The following is a 14,757-nucleotide window of genomic DNA, read 5'->3' as shown; positions in this document are numbered from 1 at the left end:
CGTGTCCCTCACCCAGGCACGGCCCTCCTCGGGGACGGACACCGGAGATGACGCCGTGCAGCGCCTCACGACTCCGTCGTCCCCGGGGAAGGCCACCACAGGGGAAGGCCGCGACGCGCGACGCCGCGGCCTCCTCCTGCTGACCCTCGCCGTCCTGCTGGGGCTGGCCTGCCTGGCCTCCCTGGCGGTCGGCGCGCGGGCCGTGCCGTTCCCCGAGGTCCTGGACGCCCTCGGCCACGCGTTCTCACCGGCCGCGGACCCCGGCAACGGTGACCAGGCCGTCGTGCTGTCGCGCCTGCCGCGCACCGTGCTGGCCGTCGTCGCGGGTGCCGCGCTCGGCCTGGCGGGCGTCCTCATGCAGGGCGTGACCCGCAACCCCCTGGCCGATCCAGGAATCCTCGGCGTCAACGCAGGCGCCGCGTGCGCCGTGGTCTTCGGCATCCAGTTCCTGGGCCTCGCCACCGTGGGCGCATACCTCTGGGTCGCCTTGATCGGCGCGGCCGTGGCCATGGTCCTGGTCTACGTCCTGGCGACGCTCGCCGGACGCGCCCAGGGCGGAAGCGGCTCCGGCCCCACCCCGCTGTCCCTCGCCCTCGCCGGCGCCGCCCTCTCCGCCGGGCTTTACTCCCTCATGAGCATGGCCCTCGTGACCCGGCAGGACACCCTGGACCGTTTCCGTTTCTGGCAGCTCGGCAGTGTGGCCGCGCGCGAATGGGACGCCGTCCTCCCCGCGCTTCCCTTCCTGGCCGTCGGCGCCGTCCTGGCTCTCGGCATGGCCCGTCCGCTCAACGGCCTGGCCATGGGCGATGACGCGGCCCGCGCCCTGGGCCAGCGCGTGGGCCTGACCCGTGCGGTGGCAGGCATCTCCGTGGTGCTGCTGGCCGGTGGGGCCACGGCCGTGGCGGGGCCGATCGGCTTCGTCGGCCTGGTCGTCCCGCACGCCTTGCGCCGCTTCACGGGCCCGGATCACCGCTGGCTCCTCGGGACGACGCTCCTGGCCGCCCCGGCCCTGGTGCTCGTGGCGGACGTCCTGGGCCGCGTGGTCGTGCTGCCGGGCGAGATCCCGGCCGGCGTCCTGACTGCACTGATTGGCGCTCCCGTCTTCGTCCTGCTCCTCCGACGCGGCAAGGGGGTGGGCGTATGAGCCCGGCTCTCACGGATCCGCGGGTCTCGGGCCCCGGTTCCACGGCTACGGCGAGCGGTCACCCGCGGGCCGGCGGCGCGGAGGCCCCCGCCGCCGTCGTGCGCTCGCCGCGTGAGGCCCGCCGCCGTGTGCGGCCGCTGACCGCGGTCCTGGCGATCCTGGTGCCGCTGCTCGTGCTCGGGTACGTCCTGCTCGGCAGTTACACGGTGACGTTCCCGGACCTGGTGACGATCGTGGTGAGCAATCTCCGCGGCGAACCGGGGATCCCCGGGGCCAGTTTCATCGTGCTGGAGAACAAGATCCCGCGCGCCGTCCTCGGCGCCCTGGCGGGGCTCGCGTTCGGCCTGTCCGGCGCGACCTTCCAGACCATGCTCCGCAATCCGCTCGCGAGCCCCGATGTGATCGGCGTGAGCTCCGGCGCGAGCGCGAGTGCCGTGGCGGCGATCGTGCTGTTCGGCGCGTCCGGGGTCGCCGTCTCCGTGGCCGCGCTGGTGGGCGCCCTCGTGGTGGCGCTGCTGATCTACTCGCTCTCGAGGGGCGGCCTGGGCGGCGGCAACGCGGGTCTCCGGCTCATCCTGGCCGGGATCGGGGTGGGTGCGGCTCTTCAGGCCGTGGTGCAGTTCCTCATGGCGCGCACTGACATCCGCACCGCCGCCGACGCCCTTCTCTGGGTCTCCGGGTCGCTGAACCCGGCGTCGGGGGAGCGCATAACGGTGCTGGCGCTCGCCCTCGTGGTGCTGGTCCCGGCCCTGCTGTGGCTGTCCCGGCCGTTGCGGGTGCTGGAGCTGGGCGACGACGCCGCCGCGGGCCTCGGCGTCAACGTCCCCCGCGCGCGGCTGGGGCTGCTCCTGGTCGCCGTCGCGCTCGCGGCGTTCGGCACCGCTGCGGCCGGTCCGCTGGCGTTCGTGGCCTTCCTGTCCTTGCCGCTGGCCCGGCAGCTCGACCCCCGGGCCGGACTGCCGACCGCGGCCCTGAGCGGCGCGGCGATCGTGGTGATCGCGGACTTCGCGGGCGCCAATCTGGCGCCTCTCCTGCTGGGCGGCTCCGTGCTCCCGGTGGGCCTCGTCACGGGCGCACTCGGCGCCCCCTTCCTCCTCTGGCTTCTGGTGGCCCCGGCCGGGCGCACCCAGCGGGCGGACCGTACGACACGAAAGGCGGCGGCATGAGCCGGCTCAACGCCCAGAACATCACGCTCCAGTACCAGGACCGGGCGATCGTGGAGGACCTCTCCCTCACGCTGCCCGAGGGCCGGATCACCATGATCGTGGGGGCCAACGCGTGCGGGAAGTCCACGCTGCTGCGCGGCCTGTCCCGTCTGCTGAAGCCCGCACAGGGCGTGGTCACCCTGGACGGCAAGGACATCCACACCCGTGCCGCCCGTGATCTGGCCCGCGAACTCGGCCTGCTGCCGCAGCACCCCCTGGCGCCGGACGCGATCACGGTCCGGGAGCTCGTGGGCCGTGGCCGCTACCCGCACCAGGGCTTCTTCCGGAGCGCCAGCGCGGACGACGACGCCGCCGTCCACCAGGCGCTCGAGGTCACCGGCACGCTGGAGCTGGCCGAGCGCCCCGTGAGCGAGCTGTCCGGCGGCCAGCGGCAGCGGGTCTGGATCGCGATGGCCCTCGCTCAGGAGACCGATGTGCTCCTGCTGGACGAGCCCACCACCTACCTCGACCTGGCCCACCAGGTGGAGGTCCTGGACGTGGTCACGGAGCTGAACCAGCGACGGGGGACCACGGTGGCGATCGTGCTGCACGACCTCAATCTGGCCGCGCGCTACGCCCACTACGTGGTGGCCATGAAGGAAGGGCGGATCGTGGCACAGGGTCCGTCCCAGGAAGTCTTCACCCAGGACCTCGTGTCCGAGGTGTTCGGCCTGGAATCCCAGGTCCTGCTCGACCCTGTCTCCGGGACGCCGTTGATCGTCCCCATCGGCAGGCACCACAGCACCCGACGCGAGGAGGCCCACGCATGAGTGGAACGTCCGTGACGGCAGGCACCGCCGCCGTCGAACCCATGGCCATAGCTTTCGCCGTTCAGGTGACGGCGGTGCAGGATCTGGGCGCCAATTTCCGCCGGATCACGTTCGGCGGGTACAGCCTGCGGCAGTTCGGGGTGCACGGCGAGCTGCTGGATGCCCGCATCAAGGTGATCATCCCGCCGCGGACCGCCGAGGGCTGGGCCGAACTGCCCGAGTTCGACGCGCATGATGAGGGCTGGTATCAGCAGTGGCTCGCGCTGCCGGAGGAGGAGCGCGGTTCGATGCGCACCTACTCCGTCCGCCAGGCACGCCTCGACGCGGCGTACCCGGAGATCGACGTGGACTTCGTGCTGCACGGCGTGCACGGCGACGGCGAGGCCGGCCCCGCCGCGACCTGGGCCGCCCAAGCGACGGCGGGCGACCGTCTGACGATCATCGGGCCGAACAACCGGGCCGCGCACTGCATCACCGCGCAGACCTACGGTGGCATCGAGTGGCGCCCGGGCCTGGCCCAGCGAGTGCTCCTGGCCGGCGACGAGACCGCGGTCCCCGCCATCTGCGCCATCCTGGAGACCCTGCCGGCGTACATGAGCGGCCACGCCTTCCTGGAGGTCCCGGAAGCCGGCGACTTCCAGGACGTGCGCACCGCGGCCGACGTCGAGATCACGTGGCTGGCCCGCGGCGCCTCGCTGGGCCGCTCCCGTCCTCATGGTGAGGTGCTGCAGGAGGCCGTGCGCCGTGCCGTGCCCCTTCCGGGCCACGCCCGGCTCGGGGCCGAGGCCGGCGCCGCCGTGGCGGGCGCCGAGCCCGCGGACGTCAACATCGACGCCGAGATCCTCTGGGACACCCCGCAGCTGCTGGATCCGTCCGAGGTGGAGGCGACGCGCGTCCCGGGCGCGCCCGCCGGCGCCCTGCCGTTCTACGCCTGGGTGGCCGGGGAGGCCGGTGTGGTCAAGGAGATACGCCGCTACCTGGTGCGCGACGCCGGCGTCGACCGTAAGCAGGTGGCCTTCATGGGCTACTGGCGCCACGGCCGCGTCCTGGACTGAGGCTGCATCCCGGACTGCGCCTTGCTCCCCGCCGAACCTCTCGGCTCCGCTGAAACAGTGAGTTCCCGTCGAAACAGTGACCACAACACACTGTTTCGACGGGAACTCACTGTTTCAGCAAGGCGGGGGCGGGCGTCCGGAACGACCGAGTTCACCCTCCCGTTCCGTGGACGTTCCGTGCTCGTCGCCCGGCATCCCTAGGCTGGCGCTGTGGCCGAGCAGAACGGGGTGCGACGGTACCTCGCCCTGGGGGACTCCTTCACCGAGGGCGTGGGGGACCGTCATCCCCTGATGCCGAATGGAGTGCGGGGCTGGGCGGACCGGGTCGCGGAGCGCCTGGCGAAGGCGGAGCCGGGGTGGGAGTACGCCAATCTGGCCATTCGCAGCAAGCGCCTCCGCCACATCATCGACGAGCAGCTGGAACCCGCGCTCGCCATGAACCCCACGCTCATCTCGCTCTACGCGGGCGGCAACGACATTCTCGACGTCGGCACCGACATGGACCGCCTCATGGAGGAGTACCGGGGACTCGTGGCGTCCCTGGCGTCCACGGGCGCCAAACTCATCCTCTTCACGGGCTACGACGTCAAAGTCTCCGCCCTCCTGGAACCCCTCAAGAAGCGCAACACCTTCTACAACGAGCGGGTCCGGGAGATCGCGGCCGAGCACGACGCGATCCTCGTGGACTACTGGTGCTTCGACGCCTACAGCGACCCCCGCATGTGGGACACGGACCGGCTGCACATGTCCAAGGCCGGTCACAAGTACCTGGCCGCCCGCGTCCTGGAGCAGCTCGGCGTCCCGCACCGGATCAAGGAGAAGGACTGGGAACCGCCCACACCCCGCGGCTTCCGGGAGTGGGAGGCCGCCCAGCGCCGCTGGGTGCACGATTGGGTGCTGCCCCTGTTCGGCCGGAAACTGCGCGGGGTGACCCTGGGGGACACCCTCGGACCGCGCTGGCCGGAGCCCGTGAAGGTCCCCCGGAAGGGCGGCCTGAGGAAACTCGCGGAACGCCGTCTGCTGGACGCCGCGGCGGACGGGGAGCGCCTGTGATCCTCGATCTGAGCGGCCGCCTCCGCTTCGTGGCCCTGGGGGATTCGTTCACGGAGGGCGTGGGCGATCCGGCGCCCGACCTTCCCCACGGCTGCCGGGGCTGGGCGGACCGCGTGGCCCAGGAGCTCGCCCGTTTCAATCCCCGCACGGAGTACGCGAACCTGGCGGTCCGGGGGCGGCGTCTCGACCGGATCGTCGAGGAACAGGTCGAGGCGGCCCTCGCCCTCGACCCCACGCTGGTCAGTTTTTACGCGGGTGGGAACGACCTGCTCATGGCCCGCCTCGACCTCGCCTCCCTGCTCGACCACTTGGAACGGGCCGTGCGGACGCTGCGGGAGTCGGGCGCCCAGGTGCTCCTGTTCACGGGCTACAACGTGCCGCTCTCGCCGCTGCTGGAACCTCTCAAGCTCCGCAATGCCGCGTACAACACGCGGGTCCGGCGCATCGCGCGCGAGCTCGGCTGCCCCTTGGTGGACTATTGGTGCTTCGAGCGATTCCAGGACCGGGCGCTGTGGGCTCCCGATCGTCTCCACATGTCCGCGGAGGGTCACCGCTATATGGCGGCCAAAGTCCTGGAGGTGCTCGGGGTGCCGCGCCTGACCGCGGAGGGGGAGGCGCCGTCGTCGGGGGCTGAGGCGAAAGCGACCCTGGCGCGCCGCGTGAGGGACGACGCCGCGTGGCTGCGCCGCGATTTCGCGCCGTGGCTCGGGCGCAAGGTGCGGGGAGTGTCCAGCGGCGATGCGCTGGGCCCCCGCTGGCCGGTGCCCGGCCCGGTGGATCCCGTGACGGGGCTAGTCGGCTTCGGGCGGGAGGAGCGCCTCGTACCCTTCGGCGACCCGATTGGGCACGAACTCTTCGATGTCGAACTCGGCCACGCCGTTGACGTTGAAGGGATCGCGTTCCACGGCGGCGCGGACCTCGTCCAGGCCCGCCGTGGACAGCAGGATGCCGCCGGTGCGGGGCGATTTGCGGCCGGACGCCACGAACAGCCCGCGTGAGTAGCACTCGTCCAGCCACTCCAGGTGGGCCGGGATGTGGAACTCCACCACGTCGAGCGGGACTTTGTAGCTGAGGGACACCACGATCATGCTTCCAGGGTAATGGCCCCGTGGCCCCGTCGGACAGGGTGCCGACGGGGCCACGTCACACGGCTTCGCGTTGCCGCGCGTCAGCCGTCGATGCTGGTCATCTCGTTGGGGACGTGCTCCAACTGCGTGCTCCCGGTGACCTTGCGCGTGGCGAGATCGACCGTGTGCAGAGTGCGTTTTCCGGGCTCGGTCACGTAGGCGGTGCCGCCGTGGACATGGAGAGTCGGGCGGGGGTCCTGCCAGGTCTCCGATTCGGTCCAGGCACTGACCACGGGGATGGTCGCGGTGATCTTTCCGGTCGCCGGGTCGATCACGCGCAGGCCGCCGTCGGTGCCCAGCACGAGCGCCTCACCGGCGGGCCCGCGGCCCAGGGAGCGGAACGAGTAGCTGGTCCCCAGCTCGACCAGTCGCAGGGTGGCCGTCCTGGTGTCCACGAGGGAGACGCGGGTGGGGCGCTCCAGGGTGACGTTCCGGTCCACCTTGTAATCGCCGAGGATCACCGGCGACTTCTCCGACCCGGCCTGGTTGCCCATGCGGCCGTAGGAGTCCGGGCTGTCGACCTTGGTGATCTTCCCGTCGCGGTAGATGAGCATGCCGTCCTGGCAGCCGACCACCACGGCCTCCTGCGCGGCGACCGCTTCACCGTGCACACCGGGGCAGTCGTCGTTCTTCAGGAGTTCGGGTCGGTTCTGGCTGCTGCCGCCCCGCGGGGCCGGGCCGAGCACGGAGATGCCGCTGCGGGACTTCTCGTCGCCGCGGGTCACCAGGAGCTTCCCGTCGGACAGCTCGACCGCCACGCCGTGATGCGGGTGCGGGGTGGTGTAGACGGAGGTGGCGGGAAGCCCGGTCTTCAGTGCTTCCGTGAGGGTCTTCGGATCGAAGGACTCGACCTTGCCCGACCCGTCGCTGAACAGGACCGTCCGTCCGGCGTGCCGCACGACGTGCCCGGCGTGGTCGGCGGCGAACGCGCGCTCGGTCAGGCGCGGGGCGGAGGTGTAGTGGTGCGAGTGGTCACCGTGCGGCTCCGACCAGGCCCCGGCGTCGAACACCCGGAAGGCGTCCCCGGTCGAGACGAGCACGTGGCGGCCGTCCCCGGCGGGATTGAGGCGGAGGAAGCCGTCGAGTTCGGCGCCGCCCACGGGCTTGAGCGTCTTCGCGTCGAGGACGGTGAGTCCGCCGTCGTGGCTGAGGACGAGCCGCGGGGTCGGCCCGGCCGCCTCGCGCGGTTTCGCGCTCGCCGTCGCCGTGCTCGTGGTGGAGGGCCCGGCGGCGGGCGCCGGGGTGCCGCAGCCGGTGAGCAGCAGCCCGACGACGGCGGCCGGCACGGTGAGCGTGAGCCAGGGCTTGGCGCGGCGCGAGTCCGGTCGGGGGTGGGCAGGGGCGTGTTGCGGTGGGGTGCGTGTCATTCGTTAAATGATAATGATTCTCATTATCTCTTCAACTCGGCGGTGGTTCGTGACGTGGCGGCGGGTGGGCGTCCGGACGATACCCGTCGTGAGCGCTCCAGGACCCCGCTCGTGTCGCGATGAAGTTGCGATGAATCCGAAAGGCCGGGCCGTGCCGACGTCGCCGTCCGTCCCGACCAGGCCCGCCCGAGCCGCCGCTCCCGTGCCTCCGGTGCCAGACTGGGAAATCCGGCCCTGACCTCGCCCGTCAGTGCACATAGAATCTCCCTATGAAGGATGTACGGTGGCTCTCGCCGGCTGAGCGGCGCGCCTGGCTGGCGGTGGTGAGCGTGAGCACGCTCCTGCCCGCAGCGCTGGACACGGACCTCAACACGCGGGGCCGTCTCTCCCTGTTCGACTACAACGTCCTGGCCATGCTCTCCGAGGCCGATGGACGGTACCTGGCCATGAGCGAGCTGGCTGCCCGGACCTCCGCGTCGCTCTCCCGCCTTTCCCACGTCGTCACCAAGCTCCAGGGCCGTGGCTGGGTCCAGCGCGAGTCGCATCCCGAAGACGCCCGGGTCACGGTGGCGCATCTGACGGACGAAGGTTTCCAGACCCTGACCCGGCTCGCCCCGGAACACGTCGAAGTGGTGCGGGAGCTGGTGTTCGACGCTCTCGACGAGCAGGACGTGGAAGACCTGGCCCGCGTCGGCGAACGGATCGTGGAGCGCCTGAACTGCGACCACTGGATCCTGCGCGAAGGCCGCGAACTCCAGGAAGGCCGCTGAAAGAGGGACCATGACCGACTTCACCACCCGCTACGTGGCTCTGGGCGACTCCTTCACGGAAGGCGTCGGCGACGCCGACCCCACCCGCCCGAACGGCGTGCGCGGCTGGGCGGACCGCTTCGCCGCACTGCTCGCCCGGGACGCGTCCGACGACGGCGGGGTCGGCTACGCGAACCTGGCGATCCGCGGGCGCAAGATGCGCGGGATCCTGGCTGAGCAGATCGAGCCGGCCCTCGCGATGAAACCCACGCTCGTGAGCATCTACTCCGGCGCCAACGACATCCTCCGGCCCAAGATCGACATCGACGCGCTCCTGGCCGACTACGGGCGGGCCGTCGCGCGCCTCCGGGAATCCGGCGCGCAGGTGCTGCTCTTCACCGGCTTCGACGCCCGCTCCTCCAAGGTGTTCGGGGCCATGCGCGGCCGGACGGCGATCTACAACGAACTGGTGCGGGGCATCGCCGAGGACCACGACGCGACCGTGGTGGACTACTGGCGCTTCGCCGAGTACAACGACTGGCGCCTCTGGGGCGTGGACCGCATGCACATGTCCACCTTGGGGCATCAGAACATGGCCGAACGGGTGTTCCACCGCCTGCGCGGGGTCCAGACGCCCGGCGCCGAGCCCGGGCCGTTCACGCCTCCGCTCCTCCCTGCGGCGCCCGTCGTCCCCCGGGCCGAGGCGCTCAAGGCCAACGCGGCGTGGACTCGGGACGAGGCCGTGCCCTGGATCAAGCGCCGCCTGACAGGGACCTCCTCCGGGGATTCGCTGAGCCCCCGTTATCCGGTGCTGGTGGACCCGCGCGCTCTGGGAGACTGAGCCGGGGACCGCGCCGGACGGCCGGTCGCGACGGCGGCTCCACCCGCCGTCGTCGTACGGGCGAAACACGCTGATTGGCCTTAATTGACGCGGCCCCGTAGACTTGATAGGCGCTCAGTTGTGTGAAGTGTGCCTGATTGCTCCGGCTTGCAGCGGACCTCGCGGTCAAGCTCGCCGGTAGTTAGGGGCTCAAGTCAGCCATTTCTGTTTCCCGTGCTCATCCTTTCAGGGGTGACGTGCGTGGACGCGACGGCGGCGCCCGGGAAGGAAAACCATCCCGGTATCACTGAACATCGAGGAGTCGATCATGGCAGCACACTGCCAGGTGACTGGGGCCGAGCCGGGCTTCGGGCACAGCATTTCGCACTCGCACCGCCGCAACAAGCGTCGGTTCGACCCGAACATCCAGAAGAAGCGCTACTGGGTTCCGTCCCTGCGCCGTAACGTGACCCTGCAGGTTTCTGCCAAGGGCATCAAGGTCATCGACCAGCGCGGTATCGACGCTGTTGTCGCCGAGATTCTGGCTCGTGGGGTGAAGCTCTAATGGCAAAGAAGGACAAGGACGTACGTCCGATCATCAAGCTGAAGTCCACCGCGGGCACCGGCTACACCTACGTGACGCGCAAGAACCGTCGTAATGACCCGGACCGTCTGGTCCTGAAGAAGTACGACCCGGTTGTGCGCCAGCACGTCGAATTCCGAGAGGAGCGCTAAACATGGCGAAGAAGTCCAAGATTGCTCGTAACGAGCAGCGCAAGGTCATCGTTGAGCGCTACGCTGCCAAGCGCCTCGAGCTCAAGAAGACCCTGGTCGACCCGAACGCGACCGACGAGGCACGCGAAGAGGCCCGCCTGGGTCTCCAGAAGCTGCCCCGCAACGCTTCCCCCGTCCGCGTCCGCAACCGCGACGCCATCGACGGCCGCCCCCGTGGCACCTTCCAGAAGTTCGGCATCTCCCGTGTCCGCTTCCGCGACATGGCCCACAAGGGCGAGCTGCCGGGCATCACCAAGTCTTCCTGGTAGGACCGTGACCCTCTGAGGGTCGCTTCCACCTGAGACTGAAAGGCCGGTCATCCGCATGGATGGCCGGCCTTTCGCGTGCCCGGGTCCGCCGCGCCGGATCTGGGCCGCCGAGTTCGGGGGGATCCTGCCGAACGCACGGCCTGCAGCCGGCGACGTCGGCACGAACCCCCGACGTCGGCCGCCGGCCGGGCGGCGCGTCCCCTGCCTGCTGTCGGGTGCCTGCTGTCGGGCACGCGAAAGGCCCCCGCTCGAGGAGCGGGGGCCTTCGGAAGCGAGGGGCTGACGGGAATCGAACCCGCGTCACCTGCTTGGGAAGCAGGTGCTCTACCATTGAGCTACAGCCCCGCGGCCAGGGCCAAGCCGTGGCAGCACGCCTCAGCTTAGCGCAGCCCGGCGTCGGGTGCGAATCCTGTCCGGGTGCCAGATCCTGGCTCGCGGGAAGCCGCTCAGCGGAAGATGTTGAGGGATCCCCAGCCCTGTCCCACGGTGCGGGCCGGCAGCCACTGGCCGCTGCGGAAGCCGTAGTACACCAGGCCGCCGTCGGCCTTGCGGGCCATCACGCCGCGCGAGCCCGGACCGGCGAAACCGTAGTCCGCCACGAGGGCCGTGAATCCCTGCCAGCCGCTGCCGACAACCCTGGACGGGCCGAGTGTGCCTGTGCCCGTGCCGGGGTAGAGCAGCATCGCGCCGGCGGATGTGCGGGCCAGAAGATCGACTCGGCCGTCGCCGTTGAAGTCCGTGAGGGTCAGGGCGGCGCCCTTCCAGCCGTGCCCGATGAGCTGGGCGGAGGCGGGTACGCCGCCCGTCGTGTTGGCGTAATAGTAGAGATTCCCGGCGCTGTTGTAGGCCAGGATCCCGGGGCGTTGCCCGTTCCGCAGCCGTCCGGTCGCGAGTGTCAGCCCGGACCACCCCTGGCCGATCCGCTGCGCAGGTGCGAAGGTGCCACCCGCGGCACCCCGGAACAGGTAGAGTCCGCCGTCCTTGGCGACGGCCACAATGTCGTAAATGCCATCCCCGGTCCAGTCGACCACGTGTCCCTCCCCGAAGCCGGACCAGCCGCCGCCTACGACCCCGGCCGCCGCCAGGGCGCCACCGGCGGCACGGTACGGCCGGAGGTTCCCCCCGCCGTCCACGGCCAGGATGTCGGCGCCGCTCTTCACCGTGGCCGTGCGGGCGGGGTTGCCGGCGAAGTACTGTTCCAGGGTTGGGATGGACCGCGACCGCATGTCAGAGGCGACGTTGAAGCCCACATAGCGCAGATGCCAGGGCTCGTAGGCATACCCTGTGGTCCCGGTGTAGCCGTTCGGATACCGCACGATGAACCCGTAATGCCACGCGTTCGCGGCCACCCATCGGCCCTCCGGCGTGCTGCCGAAGCAGGTGCTGAGGCCGCAGTTGTAGGTGTTGCCGACGTCGACGGCCAGGCCCGTCTGGTGCTCGCTGTAGCCGGGGCGGGCGGAGATCGTGCTGGCGTACGCCTCGCCGTACTGGCTGACGTAGTAGTTGTACGTGCTCACCTGGGTCTGGTAACTCCGGAAAGCACTGACGACGGTCAGGGGTTTACCTGCGGCGGAGGCCGCAGTGAAAAGAGTGTTCAGCGAAGCCGCCGCCTCAGCGCGCAGATACTGCCCGGTTCCCCGGAAGTTCACCAGATCGGACGGGTAGTACTGCGAGGGGTTGAGGGGCCGCTGCTTGTTGACCAGCACCGAGATGCTGGACGCGGACGGTGAGGGATCCACGGAGGGGAGCGGATTCCCCGTGGCGTGCGCCGGCGTCGTGAAGCTGAAGGCCAGCGCCAGGGTGAGAAGCATGACGGTGAATGCGGTGCGGACGGTGCTGTGGCTGATGACGCGGCGAACGCTCGACATCGTGGACCCCCTTTATGTGCCACCACCCATCATGCTCCCCCTGATGGCGTACGGCGAGAGGTCAGGGGTGTCGGATTTCCGGGACCGCTCCCGCGGTTTTGGACGCCTGCCGCCGGTCCCACCAGCGGCGCATCCGGCGTTCGAGTGGTTTCTCCACCACGGCGTGCAGCGCCCATGCCGCCACCAGGGCGACGACGAAGACACTGGGATACCACCACAAGAGATTCGACACGGACTGCTTCTGGGGCCCGAAAACCTCCATGAAGACGTACATGGCGGTGGCATGGACCAGATAGAAACAGAAGGACCACTCGCCGAGACGGACCAGGGGCCGCGATCTCAGCCAGGACGGCTTCTGCCGGATGTCGTTCCCCGCCACGGCGCCGATGGTGAGGGCGAAGAGCACAATGATGATCTCGTTGGAGAACACGGCACCCCAGTGACTGAACGGGTCGTGCCACTTCTTGACAACAGCGGTGGCCTGCCACAGGACGAATGCCGCTCCGAGGGAGAAGCAGAGCCATGCGGGGATCCGGAACCTGCGCCCCGTGAGCATCATCTGAGCGACCCCCATCCCGAGGAGGAATTCCGAAACCCTGGCGAGGGGAACCGGAAGATGGGCCAGCCAGGATCCCGGCGCGACGATGAGACCCACCCGGTACAGAACCATCACCACCACCACGGCAAGGGTGGCCACGAGCGCCCCACGGGAGGACAGCCGGCGGAGGCCGCGATTGATCCAGGGATGGATGAAGTAGAAGAAGAACTCGACGGTGAGCGTCCAGGCCGCCGGGTTGCCCGAGAACAGGATGCCGGGAGAGAGCCACCAGCCCTGGATGAGAAGGACCGACAGGAGGAGCACGGCGGAGAACGGCTTGACCCACCAGTCGTGCGGGTCCGGGGCAAAGCTGTAGAACACGGGGACGGCGAGGAGCAGAGCCACGAAGTGTGCCGGATAGATCCGGGCGAACCGCCGCCACCAGAACGTCCCCGTGGTCGTCCCCGGCTGTGCCGACCACGTCAGCACGAAACCGGAGAGGATGAAGAAGAACGCGACCCCATAGTTGCCGAACACCGCCAGATGATTGAGGACCGGTACCGGCGCGAAGACACGCATGTGGAAGAAGAACACGCCGAACGCGGCCCACCACCGCAAACCGGTCAGAGAATCCAGGCGTGGACGCCGGACTTCGCCGCCCTGACGGTCAGGCAGCGATGGTTCGGAACGTTCAGTGGTGGGGGAAACGTAGCTCACGGGTGCGGGGTCCATTTCGGGCTCTCGAGCGGAGGGCGAGCCGTGGCCTGACGGCATCTTCATCCGGGTCCCGGACGGGCTCAAGTGCATCGCACCCGGTGATTTCCCCGGGTGATGCGCTCCTTCAAGGATAACCATTCGGTAAAACCTGGCCGGAAGTCCTGGTTGTACCTGCAAGTGAAACGTATTCTTTTTGTGCCTTGATCGGGGGATACGGGCTGTTGACGACTCTCGAGGAAGGACTATGGCAGTGGTGCATGCTTCGCATGATGTGCTCATCCGTTGTGATGCGCTCTCTGTCTTCAGCTTCCTCGCTGACGGGGCCAACAATCCCCGGTGGCGGGAGGGCCTGCGCTCCGTCATCTTGCGCAGCGGGGCGCCGGGTGCCGTAGGCGCCGTCTACCAGCAGTCGTACGAGCACGGCTCCGCCAGCAGCATCCCGGGCACCTACCGGATCACCGCCTCCCGCAGTGGCGCCGAGCTGGAGTTCGCCGTGCTGTACGGGCCGGTGGGCACGCGTGGCGGGTATTACCTGAGCACTGAAGGTGACTCCACCCGCGTGCGGTACGCGCTCGACTTCACGCCGCGGGGCTTCCGCCGCTTTTACTGGCGCGATTCTCAGCGCATCCTCGAGCAGGAGGTCCGCCAGCTGGAGCGTCTCAAAGAAGTCCTCGAGACGCCCCTGGAACGCGTGGCCTGAGCCCGGTGCGGTATTTTTGAGACTGTGCTGATCTCTGACCGCGACATCCGATCCGAACTGGCCGCAGGGCGCATCGCCCTGGACCCCTTCGAGCCCTCCATGGTGCAGCCCTCCAGCGTCGATGTCCGGCTGGACCGGTTCTTCCGCCTCTTCGACAACCACAAGTACGCGCACATCGATCCGGCGCAGGAGCAGCCCGAGCTGACCCGCCTGGTCGAGGTGGAAGGCGACGAACCCTTCATCCTGCACCCCGGCGAGTTCGTGCTCGGCTCCACCTTCGAGACCGTGACCCTCCCGAACGACATCGCGGCCCGCCTCGAAGGCAAGTCCTCGCTGGGCCGCCTCGGCCTGCTGACGCACTCGACCGCAGGGTTCATCGACCCCGGATTCTCGGGACACGTCACCCTGGAGCTCTCGAACGTCGCGACGCTACCCATCAAGCTGTGGCCCGGCATGAAGATCGGCCAACTCTGCTTCTTCCAGCTCACCTCGGCCGCCGAGCACCCGTACGGCTCCCGCGAGTACGGCAACCGGTACCAGGGCCAGCGCGGTCCCACCGCCTCCCGCAGCCACCTGAACTTCCACCGGACGGACATCTGAG

At 69.6% G+C, this 14,757-nt stretch carries 16 protein-coding genes, 1 tRNA gene and 1 pseudogene; 13 read left to right on the top strand and 5 right to left on the bottom strand.

Going from position 1 to position 14,757, the window contains the following annotated elements:
- Position 1 precedes the first annotated feature (1 nt).
- The 6 genes and pseudogenes from AB6732_RS12910 to AB6732_RS12885 all read left to right on the top strand — a co-directional run.
- Positions 2-1,144, top strand: a complete 1,143-nt coding sequence (locus AB6732_RS12910; protein WP_370960340.1) for a FecCD family ABC transporter permease — start codon at positions 2-4, stop codon at positions 1,142-1,144.
- Positions 1,141-2,310 carry a FecCD family ABC transporter permease gene (locus AB6732_RS12905; RefSeq protein ID WP_370960339.1) on the top strand — a complete coding sequence of 390 codons (1,170 nt, stop codon included), beginning with the start codon at positions 1,141-1,143 and terminating at the stop codon, positions 2,308-2,310. Before AB6732_RS12910 ends, AB6732_RS12905 begins: the two co-directional genes overlap by 4 nt.
- Positions 2,307-3,119: an ABC transporter ATP-binding protein gene (locus tag AB6732_RS12900; protein ID WP_066213879.1), complete on the top strand. Its 813-nt coding sequence runs from the start codon at positions 2,307-2,309 to the stop codon at positions 3,117-3,119. Before AB6732_RS12905 ends, AB6732_RS12900 begins: the two co-directional genes overlap by 4 nt.
- Positions 3,116-4,174 (top strand): siderophore-interacting protein, encoded by a 1,059-nt coding sequence (locus AB6732_RS12895; RefSeq protein ID WP_370960338.1) that lies wholly within the window; start codon positions 3,116-3,118, stop codon positions 4,172-4,174. The genes AB6732_RS12900 and AB6732_RS12895 overlap by 4 nt, the downstream gene beginning before the upstream one ends.
- A 210-nt stretch (positions 4,175-4,384) precedes the next feature.
- Positions 4,385-5,227 (top strand): SGNH/GDSL hydrolase family protein, encoded by an 843-nt coding sequence (locus AB6732_RS12890; RefSeq protein WP_370960337.1) that lies wholly within the window; start codon positions 4,385-4,387, stop codon positions 5,225-5,227.
- Between the two features lie 8 nt (positions 5,228-5,235).
- Positions 5,236-6,003: pseudogene (locus AB6732_RS12885) on the top strand (SGNH/GDSL hydrolase family protein); the annotation flags it as partial.
- A 15-nt stretch (positions 6,004-6,018) separates the two neighbouring features.
- Here AB6732_RS12885 and AB6732_RS12880 read toward each other — a convergent pair.
- A complete protein-coding gene (locus AB6732_RS12880) occupies positions 6,019-6,315 on the bottom strand; it encodes a YciI family protein (protein ID WP_370960336.1) in 297 nt (98 codons plus the stop codon).
- A gap of 80 nt (positions 6,316-6,395) precedes the next feature.
- Positions 6,396-7,721: a zinc metallochaperone AztD gene (gene aztD, locus AB6732_RS12875; protein WP_370960335.1), complete on the bottom strand. Its 1,326-nt coding sequence runs from the start codon at positions 7,719-7,721 to the stop codon at positions 6,396-6,398.
- Positions 7,722-7,990: 269 nt separating this feature from the next.
- Between aztD and AB6732_RS12870 the strand changes: the two genes are divergently transcribed.
- The 5 genes from AB6732_RS12870 (at position 7,991) to rpsN (ending at position 10,333) form a co-directional block, all read left to right on the top strand.
- Positions 7,991-8,491: a MarR family winged helix-turn-helix transcriptional regulator gene (locus tag AB6732_RS12870; protein ID WP_066213888.1), complete on the top strand. Its 501-nt coding sequence runs from the start codon at positions 7,991-7,993 to the stop codon at positions 8,489-8,491.
- Positions 8,492-8,501: 10 nt separating this feature from the next.
- On the top strand, positions 8,502-9,311 hold the full coding sequence (locus AB6732_RS12865) for an SGNH/GDSL hydrolase family protein (protein WP_370960334.1): 810 nt from the start codon (positions 8,502-8,504) through the stop codon (positions 9,309-9,311).
- A gap of 307 nt (positions 9,312-9,618) precedes the next feature.
- Positions 9,619-9,855 (top strand): 50S ribosomal protein L28, encoded by a 237-nt coding sequence (rpmB, locus tag AB6732_RS12860; RefSeq protein WP_066214183.1) that lies wholly within the window; start codon positions 9,619-9,621, stop codon positions 9,853-9,855.
- The gene (rpmG, locus tag AB6732_RS12855; RefSeq protein ID WP_066213893.1) at positions 9,855-10,025 is read left to right on the top strand and encodes a 50S ribosomal protein L33; all 171 of its coding nucleotides are present in this window, start codon (positions 9,855-9,857) and stop codon (positions 10,023-10,025) included. The genes rpmB and rpmG overlap by 1 nt, the downstream gene beginning before the upstream one ends.
- A 2-nt stretch (positions 10,026-10,027) precedes the next feature.
- Positions 10,028-10,333 carry a 30S ribosomal protein S14 gene (gene rpsN, locus AB6732_RS12850; protein ID WP_066213895.1) on the top strand — a complete coding sequence of 102 codons (306 nt, stop codon included), beginning with the start codon at positions 10,028-10,030 and terminating at the stop codon, positions 10,331-10,333.
- A gap of 274 nt (positions 10,334-10,607) precedes the next feature.
- Here the strand turns inward: rpsN and AB6732_RS12845 are convergent.
- The 3 genes from AB6732_RS12845 to AB6732_RS12835 form a co-directional block, all read right to left on the bottom strand.
- Positions 10,608-10,678, bottom strand: a tRNA-Gly gene (locus AB6732_RS12845).
- Between the two features lie 101 nt (positions 10,679-10,779).
- Positions 10,780-12,201 (bottom strand): D-alanyl-D-alanine carboxypeptidase family protein, encoded by a 1,422-nt coding sequence (locus tag AB6732_RS12840; protein ID WP_370960333.1) that lies wholly within the window; start codon positions 12,199-12,201, stop codon positions 10,780-10,782.
- Positions 12,202-12,262: 61 nt separating this feature from the next.
- Complete coding sequence (locus tag AB6732_RS12835; RefSeq protein WP_370960332.1) at positions 12,263-13,456, bottom strand: acyltransferase family protein; 1,194 nt, start codon at positions 13,454-13,456, stop codon at positions 12,263-12,265.
- A 244-nt stretch (positions 13,457-13,700) separates the two neighbouring features.
- Here AB6732_RS12835 and AB6732_RS12830 point away from each other — a divergent pair, with 244 nt between their 5' ends.
- Both AB6732_RS12830 and dcd read left to right on the top strand, forming a co-directional pair.
- The gene (locus AB6732_RS12830) at positions 13,701-14,156 is read left to right on the top strand and encodes an SRPBCC family protein (protein WP_370960331.1); all 456 of its coding nucleotides are present in this window, start codon (positions 13,701-13,703) and stop codon (positions 14,154-14,156) included.
- Positions 14,157-14,180: 24 nt separating this feature from the next.
- Positions 14,181-14,756: a dCTP deaminase gene (gene dcd / locus AB6732_RS12825; protein WP_370960330.1), complete on the top strand. Its 576-nt coding sequence runs from the start codon at positions 14,181-14,183 to the stop codon at positions 14,754-14,756.
- Position 14,757 lies beyond the last annotated feature (1 nt).

The sequence above is a fragment of the Arthrobacter sp. RCC_34 genome, assembly GCF_041360795.1.
Classification (GTDB): domain Bacteria; phylum Actinomycetota; class Actinomycetes; order Actinomycetales; family Micrococcaceae; genus Arthrobacter_E.
Note: the sequence above shows the minus strand (reverse complement) of the source record. Positions and strands in the feature narration are given on the sequence as shown.

Coding starts and splice junctions, on each gene's coding strand:
- AB6732_RS12905 (WP_370960339.1), top strand. CDS start 1,141: ATGAGCCCGGCTCTCACGGATCCGCGGGTCTCGGGCCCCGGTTCCACG.
- AB6732_RS12900 (WP_066213879.1), top strand. CDS start 2,307: ATGAGCCGGCTCAACGCCCAGAACATCACGCTCCAGTACCAGGACCGG.
- AB6732_RS12895 (WP_370960338.1), top strand. CDS start 3,116: ATGAGTGGAACGTCCGTGACGGCAGGCACCGCCGCCGTCGAACCCATG.
- AB6732_RS12880 (WP_370960336.1), bottom strand. CDS start 6,315: ATGATCGTGGTGTCCCTCAGCTACAAAGTCCCGCTCGACGTGGTGGAG.
- aztD (WP_370960335.1), bottom strand. CDS start 7,721: ATGACACGCACCCCACCGCAACACGCCCCTGCCCACCCCCGACCGGAC.
- AB6732_RS12870 (WP_066213888.1), top strand. CDS start 7,991: ATGAAGGATGTACGGTGGCTCTCGCCGGCTGAGCGGCGCGCCTGGCTG.
- AB6732_RS12865 (WP_370960334.1), top strand. CDS start 8,502: ATGACCGACTTCACCACCCGCTACGTGGCTCTGGGCGACTCCTTCACG.
- rpmB (WP_066214183.1), top strand. CDS start 9,619: ATGGCAGCACACTGCCAGGTGACTGGGGCCGAGCCGGGCTTCGGGCAC.
- rpmG (WP_066213893.1), top strand. CDS start 9,855: ATGGCAAAGAAGGACAAGGACGTACGTCCGATCATCAAGCTGAAGTCC.
- rpsN (WP_066213895.1), top strand. CDS start 10,028: ATGGCGAAGAAGTCCAAGATTGCTCGTAACGAGCAGCGCAAGGTCATC.
- AB6732_RS12840 (WP_370960333.1), bottom strand. CDS start 12,201: ATGTCGAGCGTTCGCCGCGTCATCAGCCACAGCACCGTCCGCACCGCA.
- AB6732_RS12830 (WP_370960331.1), top strand. CDS start 13,701: ATGGCAGTGGTGCATGCTTCGCATGATGTGCTCATCCGTTGTGATGCG.